Source organism: Fodinibius salicampi (assembly GCF_039545095.1).
Classification (GTDB): domain Bacteria; phylum Bacteroidota; class Rhodothermia; order Balneolales; family Balneolaceae; genus Fodinibius; species Fodinibius salicampi.
Genome location: NZ_BAABRS010000001.1, coordinates 803,344 through 819,906, shown reverse-complemented (window position 1 = coordinate 819,906; position 16,563 = coordinate 803,344). Strand labels below are relative to the sequence as shown.

General features: G+C 41.4%; 12 protein-coding genes. All 12 read left to right on the top strand.

What is annotated here, in order from left to right; genetic code table 11:
• The first annotated feature begins 37 nt into the window (after positions 1-37).
• The gene (gene sufC / locus ABEB05_RS03365; RefSeq protein WP_265787519.1) at positions 38-811 is read left to right on the top strand and encodes a Fe-S cluster assembly ATPase SufC; all 774 of its coding nucleotides are present in this window, start codon (positions 38-40) and stop codon (positions 809-811) included.
• A gap of 5 nt (positions 812-816) precedes the next feature.
• A complete protein-coding gene (sufD, locus tag ABEB05_RS03360; RefSeq protein ID WP_265787518.1) occupies positions 817-2,163 on the top strand; it encodes a Fe-S cluster assembly protein SufD in 1,347 nt (448 codons plus the stop codon).
• Between the two features lie 2 nt (positions 2,164-2,165).
• Positions 2,166-3,416: a cysteine desulfurase gene (locus ABEB05_RS03355; protein WP_265787517.1), complete on the top strand. Its 1,251-nt coding sequence runs from the start codon at positions 2,166-2,168 to the stop codon at positions 3,414-3,416.
• Between the two features lie 89 nt (positions 3,417-3,505).
• A complete protein-coding gene (locus tag ABEB05_RS03350) occupies positions 3,506-4,057 on the top strand; it encodes a NifU family protein (protein ID WP_265787516.1) in 552 nt (183 codons plus the stop codon).
• Positions 4,058-4,079: 22 nt separating this feature from the next.
• On the top strand, positions 4,080-4,418 hold the full coding sequence (locus ABEB05_RS03345; protein WP_265787515.1) for a HesB/IscA family protein: 339 nt from the start codon (positions 4,080-4,082) through the stop codon (positions 4,416-4,418).
• A 3-nt stretch (positions 4,419-4,421) separates the two neighbouring features.
• Entirely contained in the window at positions 4,422-4,946 is a 525-nt protein-coding gene (locus ABEB05_RS03340; RefSeq protein WP_265787514.1) for a DUF2480 family protein, read from the top strand.
• 254 nt (positions 4,947-5,200) lie between these two features.
• On the top strand, positions 5,201-6,928 hold the full coding sequence (locus ABEB05_RS03335) for a carbon starvation CstA family protein (protein ID WP_265787513.1): 1,728 nt from the start codon (positions 5,201-5,203) through the stop codon (positions 6,926-6,928).
• Between the two features lie 425 nt (positions 6,929-7,353).
• Positions 7,354-7,989, top strand: a complete 636-nt coding sequence (locus ABEB05_RS03330) for an RNA polymerase sigma factor (protein WP_265787511.1) — start codon at positions 7,354-7,356, stop codon at positions 7,987-7,989.
• A gap of 255 nt (positions 7,990-8,244) precedes the next feature.
• Entirely contained in the window at positions 8,245-9,309 is a 1,065-nt protein-coding gene (locus tag ABEB05_RS03325; protein ID WP_265787510.1) for a FecR family protein, read from the top strand.
• 75 nt (positions 9,310-9,384) lie between these two features.
• A complete protein-coding gene (locus ABEB05_RS03320; RefSeq protein WP_265787508.1) occupies positions 9,385-12,765 on the top strand; it encodes a SusC/RagA family TonB-linked outer membrane protein in 3,381 nt (1,126 codons plus the stop codon).
• Between the two features lie 31 nt (positions 12,766-12,796).
• A complete protein-coding gene (locus tag ABEB05_RS03315; RefSeq protein ID WP_265787506.1) occupies positions 12,797-14,368 on the top strand; it encodes a RagB/SusD family nutrient uptake outer membrane protein in 1,572 nt (523 codons plus the stop codon).
• Between the two features lie 263 nt (positions 14,369-14,631).
• Positions 14,632-16,530, top strand: a complete 1,899-nt coding sequence (locus ABEB05_RS03310) for a 3-keto-alpha-glucoside-1,2-lyase-like domain-containing protein (protein WP_265787504.1) — start codon at positions 14,632-14,634, stop codon at positions 16,528-16,530.
• The last annotated feature ends 33 nt before the right edge of the window (positions 16,531-16,563 follow it).

The following is a 16,563-nucleotide window of genomic DNA, read 5'->3' as shown; positions in this document are numbered from 1 at the left end:
TTAACAATTAAAATTAATATTAGAGGAATAAGTTAGCGTGTTAGAAATCAAAGACTTACATGTTCGCGTAGAAGAAGATCCATCTGAAAAGATTCTAAAAGGAGTTAATCTAAAAGTAAATGAAGGTGAAATTCATGCCATTATGGGACCCAATGGAAGCGGTAAGAGTACGCTTTCCAAGGTCGTAGCAGGGCATGAGGCCTATGAGGTTACTCAGGGCGATATCCTGTTTGATGGCGAAAGTATTCTGGAGCTCGAGGCCGATGAGCGTGCTCATCTGGGTATTTTCCTGGCGTTCCAGTATCCTGTTGAAGTACCGGGCGTAACGAATAAAAATTTACTGCGTCAGGCCTACAATACGGTAGCCAAGGAACGCGGTCGTCACGAGCTAGATCCGCTTGAGTTTGAAGATTACGCTCTTGAGAAGCTTAAGCTTATTGACATGAAGAAAGAGTTTATGGATCGAAGCGTTAACGCCGGATTTAGTGGTGGAGAGAAAAAGCGTAATGAAATTTTCCAGATGGCTGTTTTAAATCCACGGCTTTCATTTTTGGACGAGACCGATTCCGGCCTCGATATTGATGCGCTTAAAATAGTAGCAAATGGTATTAATGAAATTTCTGCTGATGATAATGCAGTGGTACTTGTTACTCACTATCAGCGTATTCTGGATTATGTAACCCCGGATTACGTCCACGTAATGATTGACGGTAAAATTGCTAAGTCGGGCGACAAGGATCTTGCTATTAAGCTTGAAGATCAAGGTTACGACTGGTTAACGAATGCTGCATCTGTAAATGGAGAACAGTAAAAAAAATGGCTAAAGTGAAGCAACAACAAAAAGAACGTACTTTTTTAAAGGATTTACTGGACTATCAGGGAGCTCTAAACGGCAAATCCAAGTATTTGGATGAAGTGCGCCTGAAAGGAGCTGAGACCGTCCGCAATACACCTTTCCCAACTAAAAAGCTGGAAGATTGGAAATTTATCAGCCTCCGGGATCTTTATAAGGATACCTATAAGCTGGCCTCTGAGCTGGAGGTAAATGTCCCTGATATTAGCAGTCATTATTTACCGGAAAGTCAGGACTCGCGGCTGGTATTTATTAACGGAAGCTTTTCTGCGGAACATTCCTCTACAGAAGCACTTCCCGATGAGGTCGTAATCGGGAATATTGCGAGCCTGGTAGAAGAAGACAATGAACTACTGGAAAAGCATCTTAACAAGTATCTGGATGCCAATTTTGACGGCGAAATATTTAGTGCTTTCAATAGTGCTTTCCTTAAAGACGGAGCTTTTGTTTATATTCCGGAAGGCAAAAAGGTAGAGGCTCCCATACATTTCTTGTATATCCAGACTGATGCTGATGAACACTACTTTACTACCTCCCGCAGTGTGGTTGTGGCTGATAAAGAATCAGAAGTCACAATAGTAGAAGATCACATCGGACTGGGCGACAACAAATATTTCAATCTGCCGGTCGTGGAAGTGAATGCTGAAGAAGAATCATACGTCAAACACACCAAGATTCAGCGCGACAGCAAGGAAGCGATTCATATTGCAAGAACTGCAGCTTTTGTTGCCAAACATGCCAACTACGAGTCTTATACGATTACACGAGGAGCTAAGCTTTCTCGAAATGAACCGCGTATTTCGCAGCGGGACGAAGAGGTTGAATTTACTGTAGACGGACTGGTTCTTATCGACGGAGATCAGGTTTCTGATACGCATTCTGTTATGGATCACCGTTTTTCGCACTGTGACAGTCATCAGCTTCATAAATGTGTGATCAATGGCAAGGCACACTCTGTATTCAACGGTAAGATTTTCGTTCGTCGTGATGCACAGAAAATCGAATCCTTCCAGGAGAATCGGAACCTGCTGCTTTCCAGAAAAGGATTGGTTAATACTAAGCCTCAGCTGGAAATATTTGCCGACGATGTTGTTTGTACCCACGGTGCCACGGTAGGACAACTCGAAGAAGATGAGCTGTTTTATCTGAAGAGTCGCGGCCTGAATGAAGAAAAAGCTCGTGAACTGTTGATTTATGCTTTTGCACTGGAGACTATCGAAAATATTACGGTCGATTCGGTACAAGAACTGTTAGTTCAGGAGGTTCATAACTTTACAAATAATCAATTAGATTCTCAGTTAGTGGCTTAGATATGGCACAGCCTGCTAAAGATACGACCACTAAGCGTCAGATAGATTTTGACGCTATTAGAAAGGATTTCCCGGTTCTTGAACGGACCGTTAAGGGGAATCCTTTGGTCTATCTGGACAACGCAGCATCAAGCCAGATGCCCCGACAGGTTGCGGATCGTATTGATTACTATCACCGTCACGAGCACGCAAACGTGCATCGCGGTATTCACACCTTGAGTCAGGAGGGAACGGACTTCTACGAGGAAACCCGTAAGAAAACACGTGATTTGATTAACGCACGCCACGGTCATGAAATCATCTATACCTGTGGTACGACAGATTCCATAAATCTCGTGGCACAAAGCTACGGGCGCACCTTTTTTGAAGAGGGGCAGAAGATAGTCGTTTCTGAAATTGAGCATCATGCCAATATTGTACCCTGGCAAATGGTAGCAGAAGATACCGGTGCTTCATTGGCTGTTATTCCCGTAAACGATCGTGGAGAACTGATTTGGGAGGCTTACCTTGATTTACTCGATGAAGATGTGGCTATGGTGGCTATTGGACATGTTTCTAATGCATTGGGGACGGTCCATCCGGTGAAAGAAGTCATTGAAGAAGCACACAAATATGATATTCCCGTCTTAGTGGATGGGGCACAGGCTGTACCTCATTCCCCGATCGATGTACAGGATTTGGATGCTGATTTTTATGCTTTTTCTGCTCACAAAATGTGCGGTCCTACGGGTTTCGGAATTCTCTATGGAAAAGAACAGTATCTCAATGAAATGCCCCCGTATCGCGGTGGCGGAGATATGATTGATAAAGTGAGTTTCGAAGAAACCACTTTTAATAAGTTGCCTCATAAATTTGAGGCCGGGACTCCACCCATTGCAGCAGGTATTGGCTTTGGAGCGGCTATTGACTATTTAACTGATATTGGAATGGAACACATTGCTCACCATGAGCAAGAACTATTGGCTTACGCAACCGAACAACTGGAAGTTATTGAAGGACTTCGTATTGTAGGTACAGCCAAAGATAAGGCATCTGTAATATCTTTTGTTTTTGATGATATCCATGCCAGTGATATCGGTACTATCCTGGATCAACAGGGCATAGCGGTCCGCACCGGCCATCATTGTGCACAGCCAACAATGAGAAGATTTAATATTCCGGCTACAGCACGGGCCTCCATCTCTTTTTATAACAACAGAAATGATATAGACCGGCTTGCTGAAGGAATTAAACAGGCAAAAAAGTTTTTCTGATTAATTCTTTGGTTTTCTGGAAACTATAATTTATTTATATTCGTTCTAAACAGCAGAGCGGTAAACTGTAATTAAACCGTTATCAAATTATGCCTAAGATTAAAGAAATTGAACGAACACCTAATCCCGATGCCATGCGTTTTGTATTGGGAGAACCTCTGACAAACGGAGTAACTAAATCATTTGAAAATGCTTCTGATGCTGAGCATGATGAGCTTGCATCGGCGCTATTTGCCATAGACAATGTTATTAATGTCTATTATGTGGACAAGTATGTCACCGTCACTCAGGATGGAGAGGCCGTTTGGTCGGAATTACTTCGCAAACTTGCTCCACCTATCAGAGAAGCAACTCCCCAGACAGATGTCGAAGAAGACGACGAAGTACATGCAACCAAAGAGGTACAGGAGTCAGATGACCCTCGGTTACAAGAAATCAATAAATTGCTTGATGAGCAGGTCCGACCGTATCTCCTGGCAGATGGGGGGGGCTTGAAGATATTAGGTTTAAATGGTAACCGCTTGAAAATACATTACCAGGGATCCTGTGGTACGTGTCCTACGGCTACTAGCGGTACGCTCTATGCTATAGAAAGCATGGTAAAGCGCATTGATCCTGAAATACAAGTAGTTTCTGTTTAAATAAGATTAGTGTTTAAAATATATGTCCATTACGGTAAGTGACCGAGCAGCAGCACGCATTAAAGAAATTCGCAATGAACAGCATTTGCCGGATGACGCCAAGCTTCGGGTAGGTGTTGTTAGCGGTGGCTGTTCAGGCTTAACCTACGATCTCGATTTTGATACCCAACCGGAAGATGAAACGGAAGAGGATCAAGAGTTTGAAACCAACGGTATTAAACTGATCGTGGATATGCGAAGCTTCTTATACCTCTCTGGGACCGAACTGGATTATACCGAAGGGTTGAATGGTCAGGGTTTTTACTTTGAAAACCCGAATGCAACGCGTACATGTTCATGCGGAGAATCATTTTCGGTGTAAATTATGGCTACAGATACTCAAGGCGAAATCGTCAATAAAGTAAAACAATCCGATAAGCTCGTAACGGTTGATCTCCAGAAATACTACGATGATACCCAACGTATAGGCCTCGATCTAAAGCAGTTCCTGTTTAAGGGACTTATTTTAAAGGAGAAGGACTTTCGGGAGCAGCTCGAGGAATATGATTGGGAGCAGTATAAAGACCAGTATGTATGTGTATATTGCTCTACTGATGCAATTCTTTCAAAGTGGGCTTTTATGCTGGTAGGCAAACACTTGACCCCATACGCCAAAGAGGTCTTTAAGGCCCAGCCGGATGAGATCATTCATGAACTATATACCCGTAAGCTGGAATCGGTGGATTGGAGCCAATACGCTGATAAATTTGTGATTCTCAAAGGGTGCAGTGATGATGAGCGTCCTGTACCCGATAGCGTTTATCTTTATGCTACTCAAAAGCTTATACCGCATGTTAAAAAGTTAATGTACGGTGAGGCATGCTCAAACGTGCCGGTTTACAGGGGATAGATCTCCTGTCCCTTCTTTTATAAAAGAGGAGCTAATCTTCAGTACTATTTTTTTGTTATTCCGGATCTTATGATCTATAGCCAAATATTTTCTGCTAAGGAGGAGAGCAGCTAACCATCTCTAAATATTATATTTTATCCATATTCTGAACAAATGGTTTAGGCTATTGAACAGACCAAAAAGTTTGCTTTAATTTTGTTATGCGGTTTTTTGTATTCAAATAAGTAAGAGGATAGAGCAAACTTTAAGGTTATATGAATAGCATATTACTTGCAATAGGGGCTATAATAATTTTTGCGCTCGGATATGCTTTCTATTCTAAATTCCTTGCCCGTAAGATATACCAACTTGATCCTGACTATGAAACTCCTGCCCATAAACTTGAAGATGGCCGGGATTTTGTCCCGACAAATAAATGGATTGTATTAGGACATCATTTTACCTCTGTTGCAGGTGCAGCCCCAATTGTAGGTCCTGCTATTGCTATTTATTGGGGTTGGTTACCTGCTATTCTATGGGTTGCTATCGGGACGGTCTTTGCCGCTGGGGTGCATGATTTTGGAACGATGGTTTTATCTATTCGTCACCAGGGGCGCTCCATTGGAACTTTGGCGGATGAACTGATTGGAAAACGGGGACGAATCCTTTTTCTATTTATTATTCTTATTCTCGTACTAATGATAAATGCTGTTTTTGCATGGGTCATTTCTAATCTGTTTATTTCATTTCCGGCCAGTGTGATCTCAATTTTTATTCAGATTCCATTGGCTGTCTGGATTGGGTATCATACCTATAAGCGGCAGGGCAGCATGTTGATTCCCTCTGTTATTGTGCTGGCTGTAATGTATGCCTCAGCTATAATAGCTACCTATATTCCGGCCCTGCAAATTGATTTCATCCGTTACTTTGGAGGAGAAGGGAATACCGTTCTATTTGGACTTAGCAGTACTTCCATGGCTTTCCTTATTTGGATTATTGTGCTTATGGTCTATGTATATATTGCCTCTGTTCTACCAGTTTGGAAGCTTCTTCAACCCAGGGACTTTATAAATGCTCAACAATTAATTTTGGGGTTAATTATTTTGTACCTCGGACTGTTCGTGATGGTCCCCAACGTTACTGCTCCCGCAAGTAATCCTGCTGCTAATGATGCCAGTTGGTTCCCATTGCTTTTTATTACCATTGCATGCGGAGCAGTATCGGGTTTTCATGGACTGGTTTCATCGGGTACAACCTCAAAACAAATAGATAAAGAGCCTGATGCCCGATTTGTAGGATACCTTGGAGCAATAGGAGAGGGTGCTCTGGCCATCATTACCATATTGGCGGTAGCCACCTATTTTTCGAGTGGTGAGGCCTTTAACTCCACATACTCCTCCTTTTCAGCTGCCGGATCTAATGGACTCAATACCTTTATACAGGGGGCAGGTCAGCTGGCTACGGGACTTTGGATTCCGGCCGAATCTGCTCGTACTATTATTGCAGTTATTGTAGTGAGTTTTGCTGCTACCACCCTGGACAGCTCGGTACGCCTGATGCGGTATATCATCGCTGAGTTGGGCGAAGTCTATAATATCAAACAGCTTACCGGAGTTCACGTAGCTACCTCTATTGCCGTGATATCAAGCTCAGCTCTCGTATTACTCCCTGAAGGGCCCCGAGGACTCGGTTCCGGTGGTTACCTGCTATGGCCTCTTTTTGGAACTTCCAATCAATTGTTAGCGGGTATTAGTTTCCTCTTGATTACTATATGGTTGAAACGGCAAGGGAGGCCTATCATTTATACTCTTATTCCCATGATATTTCTTTTCTTTATGACCCTATGGGCTATGACGGAGCAGGTCGTATTTGAATGGTCTGGTTTAAGATCATCTGATTCTAATATACTTCTCTTTTTCCTTGGAGCTATTATCCTGGGCTTTACGATATGGATTTTAATCGAGGCTATAAGTTTATGGAAAAGAGAGGAAGTGAGCCGATAGATTCAGAGTTCAAATTGTTGATGAACTCTCTCTTAAAAACCTGTTTTCTTTACCCTCCAGAGTAGCTACTCCTTCTTAATATTATGCTTAAACAGCGATTATCAAGATATAATACTATGTCAATACTGAGGAAAAATTCAGATTATTACTTATTAGTGTTTTAAGCCGTTAAAGAAATATTGGCCAAAACCATTAGCTGTTTTTAAAGTTTACATTCCCGGCAATAACAATTTTGCAAAATAGTTAAATTAACTTTTGACTTTTGTAAAAAATAATTTCAAATAATATTAAGATTATCTAATTAAACTCGGGACAATTTGGTTTTGGTTGTTTCTTCATTCACAGCTATTAGTATAGAAATTCTTAACGCGAGTCTTATTCACTGTTGCAGTTAGCAAACAGTATTAATCTAGGGGATATGGGATATGTTTTTGACACCAGATACTGACAGATCTGATGATGAACAATGGAAGCTATATAGTAATGAACAACTGTGGGAAGCTTTTTCTAAAGATGACAGGGAGGCTTTTTCAGCTTTTTTTCTTCGGTTTTATGATCGATTGTTTCGATACGGAATGAATTTTCTATCCGGCCCAAAGCACGAGGCAGTTAAAGATGGAATACAGAAATTATTTTTTCGTCTATGGAAAAAGAGAAAAAGCTTAGAAACCCCTAATTCTATAGATAGTTACTTATATGTGTCTTTTCGCAGAATACTTTTGCGCAATAACAAGCGTATTAAAGCCCGGAATAATAGAAATGCTGTTTATGTAGAGGAAGAACACAGCGATATTTTCAATATGGAGGAGTTAATTATATTGAGAGAAGAAAGGAAACAACGTAATGCACTTTTCCGTGAAGCGCTGCAAACCCTAACCCCAAGACAAAAAGAGGCATTATTACTGCGTATTGATAGCGGTATGGAAAATAAAGAGATTGCTGTAATAATGGATGTTTCCAATAAAAGGGTGCGTAATCTTATTTATGAGGCCACAAAGCGTTTGAAAAATAAAGTGGCGGAGTTAATAAAATCTAACGAAAAATTATCTGGACAGAATTGAATGGGATGTCGTTTTATTACAGATACTACTAATCGGATTATTAAATAAATGTTGAATATGGATTAGTATCCTTTAATACTGCATATGGTCCCCTGATCAGCCTGCTAATAATTAAAAGGCCAGAAAGGTTAATTCCTTACTGGCCTTTTTTGTTCGGTAAACAATCATAATGCCTTTTTTAAAATATATTTCGGGACAATCACGGTCTGGGGGGTTCTTTACGACTGAAGAAGCAAGAACTTAATTCTATTAAAAATGAATAATTCACTCGAAGATTTACTTGCAGACAAGTCTTTTGTTTTATGGCTAAGGGGAGAGGCTACTGCAGAACAAAAAGAGTATTGGGATAATTGGCTTCATGATAATCCTGATCGGCAGCTAATTGTAAGGGAAGCAAAAAATATTATTAATACCATTGATAATGAGCATGAGGTTCCCGATCCCTATGAGGAATTAGAAAAATTAAATCAAGCCATTAACCAATATGAGAGCCACCAGCAACTTAATAGGCTGATTTCCTCTTATTCCAATCGTGGTAATCAGTCTTATCGAACTATGACTCGTCATGCCACCGCTGCACTTCTGGCAATTGTTGTTTTACTGGGCGGGGCATTAAGTTTTTTCTATATAAATGGAACCTTATCAGGGAGTCAAGAACTAGCTAAAACCCAGCAGACAGAGCGATATAGTACAGATTACGGAGAAAAGATTACTTTTCGATTGAGTGATGGTTCGCGTATCACACTAAATGGTAATTCAAATCTTACATTTTCTACTACCGAAAAAAACGGATTAAGCACGGAAGTATGGCTTGAAGGTGAGGCCTATTTTCAGATTACACACCTGGAAGGGGATAAGCAGCGATCTTTTACTGTTCGAACTAACGATGGAACCGTAAGCGTACTGGGTACACGCTTCGTGGTGAATACTTTTCGGGGAGAAACGAAAACGGTATTGGAAGAGGGGAAGGTAACTATTAACAACCCCGGTTCATCAGCGAACTATGAACTTTCTCCCGGTGAACTGGCTCGTTTTAAAGCAGATGATAGCACAATAACAATCAAAGAAGTAAATACTCAGGTTTATACTTCATGGATCAAAGATAAACTTATTTTTGAAAATACTCCTATGACCGAAGTAGCGAAGCGCATTGAAAACACCTTTGGAGTGAAGGTTGTATTATCAACTAAATTAACACACGAAACGCTCTCCGGATCTATTAAGAGCAGTAACCTTAATGTATTAAAGGAAGCCCTTGAGGAAGTTCTTCATACAAATATTAAACAAAAAAAAGAACAATTAATGATAGGAACCAGGTAAATAAATATTGTAAAGCTCCATTTGAAACTTCACATACAAAGAGAAATCTAAATACAGACAAAAAATGGGATAGATATGAAAAAGCTACAGAAAATCTTGATACTCCTTTTAGTATCATTCGTTATGCAGGGAATGACGAATATGGTGCTTGTTGCCCAGAACTCATCATCAAATTCTGAGGCGATGTTGCTTACCAGTACCGATGCTGGTAATAACTTGCAAAATAGCGGAAAGATCTTACTATCAAATTTACTTTCCACCTTAGAACAACATTTTGATGTCACGTTTTTGTATAAAAACGAAATAATGGCAAATAAATATGTAAATCGAAATGAGATACAGATTGGTGAAAAGACCGGACGTGAACTTTCCCGGATATTGGACCAGATGGGGATTACCTTTCAGCGTATTGATAAGCAGACCTATGTACTGCTGGGTAAGAGCTTTCACTTGCTGCAGCCCGAAGAAGAGATTAGCGGAACGGTTACGGATGCGCAGTCAGGGGATGTTTTACCCGGGGTCAATGTAATGGTAAAAGGCACCACTACTGGTACTTCAACAGATGATACAGGTACATTTGAACTGACTGTGCCTTCCTTACAGGATACGCTTATTTTCTCCTTTATTGGATATCAAAGTCAGGAGGTGCCCATCAATGGCAGAAATGAAATTAATATTTCTTTGCAATCCGAGGCTATTTCTGGAGAGGAATTAGTAGTAACCGGTTATGGTGTTCAGCGAAAATCGGATGTTACAGGTTCCATTGGCATGGTCTCATCCGATGAACTTGAAAAACAACCTTCCTTTAATGCCCTGCAAAGCTTGAGAGGAAAGGTAGCCGGAGTTAATATCTTTACAAACTCTGGTTCACCCACAGGCAGTAACAGGGTAGTGATTAGAGGTTCAGGATCTATTAATGCCGATACTGATCCGTTATATGTAGTAGATGGGGTTGCCATGCAAGATGGGATTGAATATATGAACCCTAATGATATCGAAAGTATCGAGGTGTTAAAAGATGCTTCAGCAACAGCTATTTATGGGTCACGAGGAGCTAACGGTGTGATTCTGGTAACTACAAAGCGAGGTGATACCGCCGGAGAAGATGTTGCGGTAAGCTATGATGGATCATTTAGCGTTGGCAAAATGCGGGGACGTATGGATGCAATGAATGCGGAAGAGTTTATGGAGGTCCAGCGTACTGGCTATGAAAATGCTCCTTTATTTGATGACTATGCTCCGGGTGAAGAGCCGGAATTAGATTTAACTCCTGACATGGGAACTTTATTTGATGAGCAGGGCAATCCCATATATGATACGGATTGGCAGGATGCTGTGACCCGTACTGCTCTTTCCCATGATCATCAGATAGGAATACAGTCTGGAGGAGAAAAGTCATCTTTCGGAGGTTTTCTCAACTATACAAACAATGAGGGTATTATCCTCAACTCATGGATGAAACGGGCCAGCGCAAAAATTGTATATGATGCTGATCCCACTGACTGGTTATCCATTGGTACAAATTTAACCGTTAATAAAACCTGGGAAAATAACATTGAAGAAGGAGGGGGAGGCCAGGAAATCCGCCGGACTATGATTGAGTTCGCCCCGATTTTACCGGTACGATGGGACGACGGTACTTATACCCACTTTAATGACATACAAAGTCTTACTCTTGAAGGTCAGCCCAATCCAGTGCATCGAGCATTAGAAGAGGATAGGCTCAGAGATCGGATCCAGTTATTCGGTAATACATTTGCTGAATTTCAAATTACCGAGAATTTAGAATTTCGCACCCAGTTTGGTATTGATAATACGATCTTCGAGGCAAGAAACTATTCGCCAACCGATCTGGAATCCCCCTCAACCTCTGTAGGGAATGCCAGTATTTCTAACAGTGAAACCACTTACTGGCAAAATGAGAACTATCTGACCTACATTATTGATACTAATAAACACAGCCTCAACGCAGTATTTGGTGCAAGTTGGCAGGGAACGGATTACAGAGCCAATTCTTCAAGCGTACGTGAATTTCCTAACGACTTATATCGTACAAATAATATCGATGCTGCCACCGATATTAACAGTATTCCCGCCTCTAACGCCTGGAATTGGACGATGAACTCCTACTTTGCCAGGGGCAGCTATACCTACGACGAAACCTATAGCATTACCTTGACAAGCAGGATGGACGGCTCATCCCGTTTCGGTGAAAATAATAAGTATGGATTTTTTCCATCTCTTGGATTGGGCTGGACAGCCTCAAACGAAGACTTTATGGAGGATGTTAATTTTATCGATCACCTGAAGTTTAGGGGATCCTGGGGGAAAACCGGTAATACTGAAATTGGTGTTTACCAGTCACTATCAACGATCAGTTCCGGTACGGTATTGATAGGTGGGGCCCGGCAAACATCAAGTAGCCTTCAGCGATTAGCTAATCCTGATCTTGAGTGGGAAAAGACAACCCAATATAATGTGGGTGTTGAGGTTGATATGTTAGATCAACTCATTTCCTTAGAGGCAGACTATTATTATAAGTTGACTGACGACCTGTTGTTGGATCGGCCTATCCCGGCTACTACTGGTTTTGATGTAGTGATGGATAATGTGGGTTCCGTTTCTAATCGAGGAGTTGATTTTATGTTAACCACAAGAAATATTCAGACCTCTGATTTCTTCTGGTCATCTACGCTTAACTTCAATTATAACATAAACAGGGTGGAAAGTCTTGGAGTCGAAGATGAGGATATTTTTCCTGGACCTAATTGGGTATCGGGAAGCCAAACGATCCTTAGAGTCGGTGAACCTATAGGCACTTTCTACGGATTTGAGCGCTATGGAACCTGGAACACCGATGAGGCCGCTGAAGCTGCCGAAGCGGGACGTATTCCCGGAGAAGCGAAGAGATCAGAGGAACGACAAATCATCGGTCATGGCATGCCAGATTGGACCGGAAGTTTTGTTAATGAGTTTAACTTCGGGAGCTTTGATTTCACCGCTGATATTCAATTTGTCTATGGAAGCGAAATTATGCAGCAGTTTTTACACACTGCCGAAGACAGACAAGCCCTTACCAATGGAATCAGTACTCAACTGCATGATGCCTGGACCGAAGACCATCAGGATACCCCGATTCAGCGAATTAGGCATCAGCCTCTTTCCGGACAAAATACTCAGGCTGACAGCCATTGGATCGTTGACGGTTCCTATATACGAGGGAATCTTTTTTCACTGGGTTACACCTTTGATCAGAGTTTAACCACTCGATTAGGTATGCAGCAAATGAGGATTACTGCAAGCTTAGAAAATGCATTTGTGATTCATCACCCTGACTTTAAAGGGCACGATCCCGAAGGAACTTCATGGCAGGGAAATCCGAATACGCAAAACATTTTCTTCTATCAATATCCTAAACCCCGAACATTTACCCTTGGAGTAAATTTCAGATTCTAAATACTCATTTCTTAAAACATATCTAAATACTATGAAGAAGCTAGTGATTATTTTTGCATTGTCTTTATGGGTACTGAGTTCCTGCGATAATTTTTTAGCAGAAACACCCAAAGATGAGATATCAGTAGATCAATTAATTGAAACACCAGATGGAGCCCGGGGATTGGTAAATGGCTTGTATAGAGATGGCCAGGGAGCCGGCTTTTATGACTCCGGCGGCTTCGGTGGTGCTGATGTTATGATGGGCGGATATATGTCCGGCTATTTTGATAACGAAGGGAAAGGTGAACGCATCCAGGGACAGGTAGCCCAAGATTTACAGGTAGGACCTGAAGTCTTGAATCAGTTCTTTGATGGCTGGTGGTCGGGTCATTACGAGGTAATCTCACGAGCAAATACAGCCCTGAAATATATTCCCGATATGTCGGGAATGTCCGAAAATGAGAAGACCCGATTATTAGCCGAAGCCCGGTTCTTCAGAGCTTTAAATTATTTTGCATTGGTTAAGTTTTTTGGAGATGTTCCTCTGGTAACTGAGCCGGTAGAAAGTTTGGAAGGAATTGAGGTTGAACGAACTAATACTGGAGCGGTCTATAGCCAAATTATTGATGACCTTAACTGGGCTATTGACCAAGAGATATTACCTGAAGGGCCTTTCCCAATGAACGGTTATAGAATAACGAAAGGTGCAGCATATACGCTGTTAGCGGATGTTTATCTCCAAATGTCAGGCTTTCCCTTGCAAGAAACGGATAATTACGCCAATGCTGCGGATGCTGCCAGATCAGTTATACAGGCAGGCGGACACGAATTGGTTCAACACGGCGAAACGGTTGAGGAAAGCGCCTATAATAAACTTCGTACTTCCGATACTGACAGGGAATATGTATATGGTATTGAATATAATGCCGAGATTTCTCCCAACGATAATCCGCGTATTACAATCCCCGGAGTAGTTAGACCGGAAGGCATTAACTATGGGCGTACCTTGAATGCTTACCGTCCGATTGAAGAATATACTTGGTTTTATAATCAGGATGAAGATCTTCGAATTCAAAACCAACAACTGTTTTACAATTCCTTCAGCCGAAATGGAGAAAATTATGATTTTGGAGAATGGGCTCCATATCTTTGGTTTGAAGAGAACGCTATATTTGAGACGGGTAGAGGAGAACGAGATATCAGGGTATATCGCTATGCAGAAGTCTTATTGATTGCAGCTGAGGCCATTGCCCGTTCAGAAGGTGTTACCAATGAGGCTGTCTCCTATCTCGCTGATGTACGTAGCAGAGCTTACTGGCAAACAGACAGAAGTGAAATCGAGGCTGAGTTAACCGGACTTTCTGAACAAGAGTTTGTGGAAGAGGTTTGGAAAGAACGGCTTCGTGAGCTTGCGCTTAACTTCAAAATTTGGTCGGATATACAGCGTACCAGAATGTATCCTGTAGCTTCAGAGAATAATCCGGGAGAAGTGAACTTTGTAGATGTTGTTGGTCAGTCTAACAACTGGGGACAAACATACGAAGAACATCATCTGTTATATCCATTACCTGATGATGAAATACAGACGAATCCCGCACTTGAGCAAAATCCAGGGTACTAAATGTGTTTTATTTGCTTAATTTAGGCAAGCAGTCTTAAAAAAGTATAGGGCATGCGGCTCTTTAAGTAGCATGCCCTATATCTTTAAGTAAAGATGGTGAAAAGATTATTTAATGCTTTTAAATCTATTTCATATACTTGGCTATATTTGCAAATACTACGGGAAGGGGATTAGTATGACGGGCAATCCAATAACTATTTGGCTTGCTCTAATGATTCCTAACTATTTATACATCTCAATACAGAAATTGATCAAACTTTTATATGCTTACGAAATCAATTCAACAAAAACTTTTGAGGAAACAACGAACCCTTCCTCAATTTACTTATTTAAATGTTCTCTATAGATTCCTATTCAGACTCTCTTTAGTTACGGTTGTAGTATTAGGGAGCGGGAGTTTTATTGCTCAGGCTCAAACGACCGATGACCTGACTCTTCAGGATCTTTCGGCATTTCAGGATCCCGGCGAAAGCTGGAGTATTGTAGAAGGCGTTTCGGCTTCGCTGGAAGAAGCAAACGCCATCAGCACGAGGAAGGGAACAGGAGTTCTCGTGAATGATCCAAGTGATCACCAGGGAAAAGACCTGTTTACTAATTTTGAGCATGGAGATATTGATCTGGAGCTTGAATACATGATGGCCAAAGAGTCCAATTCCGGCATTTATTTACAAGGCCGATATGAGGTGCAACTCCTTGACAGTTGGACTACTAAAAATCCTTCTTCCGGAGACAATGGCGGTATTTATGAGCGATGGGATGAAAACCGTCCCGAAGGACAAAAAGGATTTCAGGGATACCCACCAAGACAAAATGCCAGCCGGGCTCCAGGGTTGTGGCAGCATTTAAAAATTTCATTCCAGGCTCCTCGTTTTGATGATATTGGTAATAAAATTGAAAATGCAAAAATCATAGAAGCTACGCTTAACGGAGTAACCATTCATGAGGATGTTGAGCTACTGGGACCCACAAGGGGAGCTATCGGTAATGCAGAAGTATCTCAGGGCCCTTTGCGCTTTCAGGGAGATCATGGAGCCATTGCTTTCCGAAATATTTCAATGAACAGGTTTGATCAGCAAGCTCCATCTGCAGACAATATTACTTTTAATATCTTTGAAGGAGCTTTCAGAGAAGTACCTGACTTTGATACCCTTACAGCCGTCCATTCTGGTAAGGCTAAACACTTAACAACTAACTTGGGACCATTACCTGATCAATTTCTTATTGATTATGAGGGGACTTTGAATATAAAGGAAGCATCCAATTATACCTTTGAATTAAATGCCTCGGGGGGTGGAGGATTATTACTCATCGATGGAGAGGAGGTAATCGGAATTGACGAAGAAGAGGGAAGTCTTAGCCTAGAAGCCGGGAATATTCCTTTTAAGCTATATTATGCTCGCCAGGAACAGTGGGGATCACCCGGCTTTAATCTCACAGTTTCTTCTGAGGGACTCCGTCCCTATCAGCTTAGTGATCAGAGAGTGACCGGACAGAGCAGTGTTAATCCTATCTATGTTGAGGCTGAAGATGAACCGGTTTTAAGAAGCTTCCGGGATTTACCTGATGGAAGTCGATTGACCCATGCAATATCTGTAAGTAGTCCGAATAACATACACTACACCTATGATCTAAAGAAAGGAAATATTGTTCAGATATGGAGAGGAAGATTCCTGGATGTTACTCCTATGTGGCACAATAGGGGAGATGGTTCTTCCCGGCCAACCGGTTCTGTAGAGCAATTGCTTGATCAACCGGCATTTGCTGTTGCTCAACTTGGAGATAAACAGGAGGCCTGGGAAAGTGATACTGCAGAAAACGCATTCAATACTAAAGGATATCAGTTGGATAGAAATGATAATCCTACTTTTAAATATCAGGTTTATGGTACCGATATAGAGGATAAAATTCGTGTATTACCCGAAGCTAATGGAGTAAAACGCACTATGAATTTTCAAAATATTGCTGAAGATCTATACGTGAGAATAGCAGTTGGCCAGTCAATAGAAAAAGGAAACAACAACCGGTATCTGGTTAATGATCAATCTTACTATTTAGAGCTTGATGATTCACTTAATGCCGAAGCCTTTATTCGAACGATTGAGGACCAGCAGGAGCTTATTGTTCCAGCGACCTCTACATTGAATTATACCATCCTTTTTTAAAAAAGAAAGTTATTACTAATAAATGAACACTTT